Annotated in this window: 3 protein-coding genes and 1 pseudogene; 3 read left to right on the plus strand and 1 reads right to left on the minus strand. The window is 40.7% G+C overall.

Features of this window, described 5'->3' with window-relative positions:
- From AC4E96_RS09980 to AC4E96_RS09990, 3 genes and pseudogenes are all read left to right on the plus strand, one after another.
- Nucleotides 1-78, plus strand: a pseudogene (locus tag AC4E96_RS09980) (tRNA (uridine(34)/cytosine(34)/5-carboxymethylaminomethyluridine(34)-2'-O)-methyltransferase TrmL); the annotation flags it as partial.
- A 107-nt stretch (nucleotides 79-185) separates the two neighbouring features.
- The gene (locus AC4E96_RS09985) at nucleotides 186-2,099 is read left to right on the plus strand and encodes a putative bifunctional diguanylate cyclase/phosphodiesterase (protein WP_488031696.1); all 1,914 of its coding nucleotides are present in this window, start codon (nucleotides 186-188) and stop codon (nucleotides 2,097-2,099) included.
- A gap of 64 nt (nucleotides 2,100-2,163) precedes the next feature.
- Nucleotides 2,164-3,933 (plus strand): EAL domain-containing protein, encoded by a 1,770-nt coding sequence (locus AC4E96_RS09990; RefSeq protein WP_490255717.1) that lies wholly within the window; start codon nucleotides 2,164-2,166, stop codon nucleotides 3,931-3,933.
- Between the two features lie 33 nt (nucleotides 3,934-3,966).
- On the opposite strand, the gene AC4E96_RS09995 is transcribed toward AC4E96_RS09990, so the two are convergent.
- On the minus strand, nucleotides 3,967-4,669 hold a 703-nt coding region (locus tag AC4E96_RS09995; RefSeq protein ID WP_490255718.1), incomplete at its 5' end, for an arginase family protein.

Genomic DNA, 4,669 nt, shown 5'->3' on the forward strand with positions numbered 1-4,669 from the left:
AGCATGAATTTATCCAATGCCGTTGCAGTATTTGTATTTGAATCATGGCGTCAATTGGACTTTGCGGGTTCACAATAAATTAGTGACAAAAGTACTGTCCTAATTTCGTCTATTAAGTTGGCAGTTTAGGTATGGAGTTCTATTCTTAAGATTGATTTTTAATCATTTTTTAGGAGCTTTATACCTTGCCGGCCGGTTTCCTACCTTTTGTGTTTTTGGCTGATGTCGCACAGCCTATCGCTACACAACAAGATATCTATGGTTTTCATGAAGATACCTTGATTTTAGTCATGACCATTTTTCTGGCCGTACTTCTAGCAATTATGGGTTACGGAAAGTGGATTAAGCTCACACTTTCTTTTCATGCCAATCGCCGCCAATCGTTTATCGACTCATTGATGGAAAATACCAAAGAAGGAATTTGGATCGCCAACAAAGACCGAGAAATAGAACAAATTAATGGTGCCTTTACCGAGATGACAGGTTGGCAAGAGCGTGATGTTCTCCACAAATGCTTTAAAGTCATGAAAGAGTCCGGTCGCAACTACGACGTAGAGAACTTAATTTGGCAAGAAGTCGTTAAAAGTGGCTTTTGGCATGGTGAGATTTGGACGTATAACAGTGAAGGTCAACGCGTCTCATTCGATATGTCTGTCACTCGTGTTGCTACCGAAAGTAAGTTAACAAAACAAGTTGATGTAAAATATGTTGGGCTGATGTCTGATGTCACTAATCGCAAGATGAATGAGCAAGCGATGCATCAATTAGCTACACGTGATCAGCTGACAGGCTTACCCAATCGCACTCTCTTTTTGGAATATATAAAACACTCTATCTCCACTGTGCAAAGTCATAACCCTCATTTTGCTATTGCTTTCATTGACTTGGATAATTTTAAAAAGGTAAACACCAGTATTGGCCTAGAGCAAGGAGACCAATTAATTAAACAAGTCGCCGCTCGGTTAACGGCGGCTATAGACCCGAGTATTACTATTGCGCGCTTAGGCGGCGATGAGTTCGCATTGTTAATCCCAAGTCATTTGTGTTCAAGCAGCCCAGTTTTCTATATCAAACGAGTTATTGGAGAAATACAGCAATGTTTTGATAGTGTGTATTTACTTGATGATATTGAAGTGAATATGAACACGAGTATTGGTGTATCTATCTTTCCCAGCCATGGAACACAAGCCGATCAACTAATGCGATGTGCAGATACTGCACTTCACAGGGTAAAAATATCAGGGCGAAATAGCGCATTGATTTTCGATCACCTCATGGATGACCTTTCCACAGAACAACTCAATATTGAGTCTGAACTCGTGGCTGCCATCGCCAATAGAGAGTTCGTCGTGTACTTCCAACCTATTTATCACTCACATCACCATTGTATTTCTGGGTTTGAGGCTCTTGTTCGTTGGCAAAGTAGTGCCAGAGGTTTAGTACCACCTGATCAGTTTATTCCGATAGCTGAGCAAAGTGGACTTATTCGTCAACTGGACTTTTTCGTTTTGGAGCAGGCTTTTGGCAAGGTAGAACACTGGCTAGAAGAAGGTCTCCTGAAAGGGCGAATTGCGGTCAATATTTCCGCTGTTAATTTTCAACAAGCTGATTTTGTTGAACAAGTCGCCCAAATCGTGCATAAGGTAAATGGTGATTGCAATTTCATTGAGCTTGAACTCACCGAAACGGCGATGATGAAAAATACCGAATTGGTTGAACGAAATATTAAAAAGCTAAAGAGAATGGGTTTTTCAATTGCATTGGATGACTTTGGTACCGGTTACAGTTCGTTAAAGCACTTAAGGCAATTTAATATCGATAAGGTCAAAATTGATCGAAGCTTTATAAAAGATATCGAAACCAACACTCAAGCAAGAAGTATTGCCTCTGTCATCATCCAATTAGCGAACGCGTTGGAAGTGCAAGTCGTAGCGGAAGGGGTGGAAAATGAGAGTCAAGCATACCTGCTTCATGTTACAGGGTGTTTTTTAATGCAAGGGTACTTAATAAGTCGCCCATTGGCAGAATCTCAATTAATGACGTTCTTGTTAAAAGAAGTTGAGTACCTCAAAAAAGTGACAGAGAGAGTTTCAAGTTAATGAAGTATGCGTTGCAATGTCCGATTAGAGAAATAAAGGTTACGCCATGATATTGGATACTTCCATGTTTTATATTGCTTTCGGCGCGTTGTCTGTGATGACGGTGTTGTTGATGTTTGCGACATTCGTTTTGGGTAAAAAAGAGCATTGGCTTAGTATTTTATCACTCCTATTGGCTGATGGGTTTTGTGTGTCTCTACTTTGGGGATTGGCAAGTTATCAAACGAACAATACGTTATTGTTGACGTCGGTGGTTTCCGCTATTTTTGCCATACCATTTGTTTGGCGAGATATGGTTATTAAGCCCATTGAATACCCTGCACAATGGACACTGTTAATGTCGATATTGGCGTTAGTAATTATCAACCAATTTCTCCTCCAATCTCCTTTATTATTGTTGGCCCCATCGGGTCTGCTAGCATTAACGTTAAGTGCTACGTGTATTTTTCAGAATAGATACACTCGTGAGCAAAATCGAGAATTAAGCCAAGAACTAGATAAAAAACGGATTGCAGTAGGGCTTGATTTAGGCACTGGTCTACCAAATAAGCTCGCATTTGCAGAGCGCATAGAAAAGTGGCTCTTTATTCACCCAGAAGAAAAGATCAATATTGTTGTATTTAAGTTTACTCGTTTTAATGAACTAAATGCGTTGATAGGCCACAATAACGCGGACTTAGTAAAAATTCAGTTAATCACGAGATTGAAAGCCAAACTCGCTAATAATCAAAGTGTCCTCAATTTGTCAGACAGCATTGAACTTGCACCATTTGCGACCGTTGGAGGCGTTGATTTTGCGACCTCTATCCGCGCCGATAAACACAACTATGCAACCGAAAACTTTATAGAGTTACTAAAAAACACGATCAGAGAACCTATTATTATTGACTCAACCGCAGTCGATGTTGGAATTGAATTTGGCGTAGCGTCTTACCCCGAGCAAGGAAACTCGGTTGAGAATTTGATCGAAAATGCTTATATAGCGATGAATGTAGCTCAAAGTACCGAAAGCTCCATTTACTTTGATCAGAAACAACAAGATGATCTGCTGGTGAGTCGTACTGTAATTAGTCAATTAAAAGAAGATCTGAAGAATGAACGATTCTTATTATACGTACAGCCTCAAGTGACTCTCACATCGAAAGAAATCGTCGGTGGAGAGTTACTTATTCGCTGGAGCCGTCCAGATCAAGGTGTGATCGCTGCAGATGAGTTTATCCGGCTGGCTGAGCAATCTGGCCTGATTTATCAGCTTAACCTTTGGACTATTGAGTCGGCCATCAAAGCATTGGCAGAGTTTAAACAACAAAACCTTCCTCAAACCTTATCCGTCAATGTCTCAAACAGAGAGCTATTTCAATCGCAATTAGTGGAGTCTGTTATTGCCTTATTGGACAAGTACGCGGTTGACCCTAGTAAGCTTGTGATTGAAATCAAAGAGTCTGCGTTTGCTATTAATTTACACAAGGCATTAAAAGTAGCTAGATTGTTTCAACAAGCTGGTGTCAAAGTTGCCATCGATGATTTTGGTAAAGATAGAACCGCGATAGGCACGTTTAATAATTTTACTCCATACTACTTAAAAGTAGATTGTCGATATTTATCAAAAGGTAAAGGTGGAGACCAAGTAAATACATATATTAATGCTCTGATTGGAATGGCCAAAACATTACAGCTTCCCGTGATTGCGCAAGGTATAGAGACCGAACTCACCGAGAGCCAGCTGATAGACTTGGAATGCGATGCTGGTCAGGGCTTCTTGTATAGTAAACCATTTGAATTAAAAGGATTTATCGTTTGGTTAGAACAATGGCGACGCAATAATTTGCGATAATAACGAATCAATGACTCAGAAGTGAAGGGAACGTTAAGGTTCCCCTTGTCTTGAACAAACATAGCTATATAACAGCTGTGTGAGTAGCTGACTGGACTCAAGTGACTTGTGACCCGGAGGCTCGTTATCATCAGGAGCAGCCTCACACAGGTGTAGATATTTACAGTTTTTGTTATCTGCAAGTCGAGACACAAATCGCATGGCTTGCTCGCTACTAAAACCCGTTACGCTATAGGCACTAGAAGGCATGTGCTTAACACTATCAACGTCTATTTCGATGCCACTAACGGGCTCCATCGCAATATAGGCATAAGCTTCTTCAAGTGCGTCTTCAAAGCTAATAGTATTTCTAACAAATAGCTGTTGAAAGGTATAAAACGGAAAGTGGGCCGCCATGAGTGCTTCGATTGTAGACTGGTTGTTTTTTTGCTCATGTAATCCAACCACACAGTACTTCTCTAAGAAACCATGTGCATGAGCATATCTGAACGGGTTACCAGAATGGCGTCCTTCCATATCACGAAAATCGGCATGTGGGTCTAAGTTTACACAGGACACCTTTTGATTGAGCGCGCTGTTGACTGACTTGATGATAGGGTAGGCGTTATTATGCCCTCCACCAATGACTATGACATGAAAACCTTCAGCAAAAATAGGTGTTAGTACCTCAGTTACCCTTTCATCCAATCGGCCGACCAATTCCCTTAAACTGACTAGTTTATGGTCTGAAATGACG

This window comes from Psychrosphaera sp. (genome assembly GCF_982872775.1).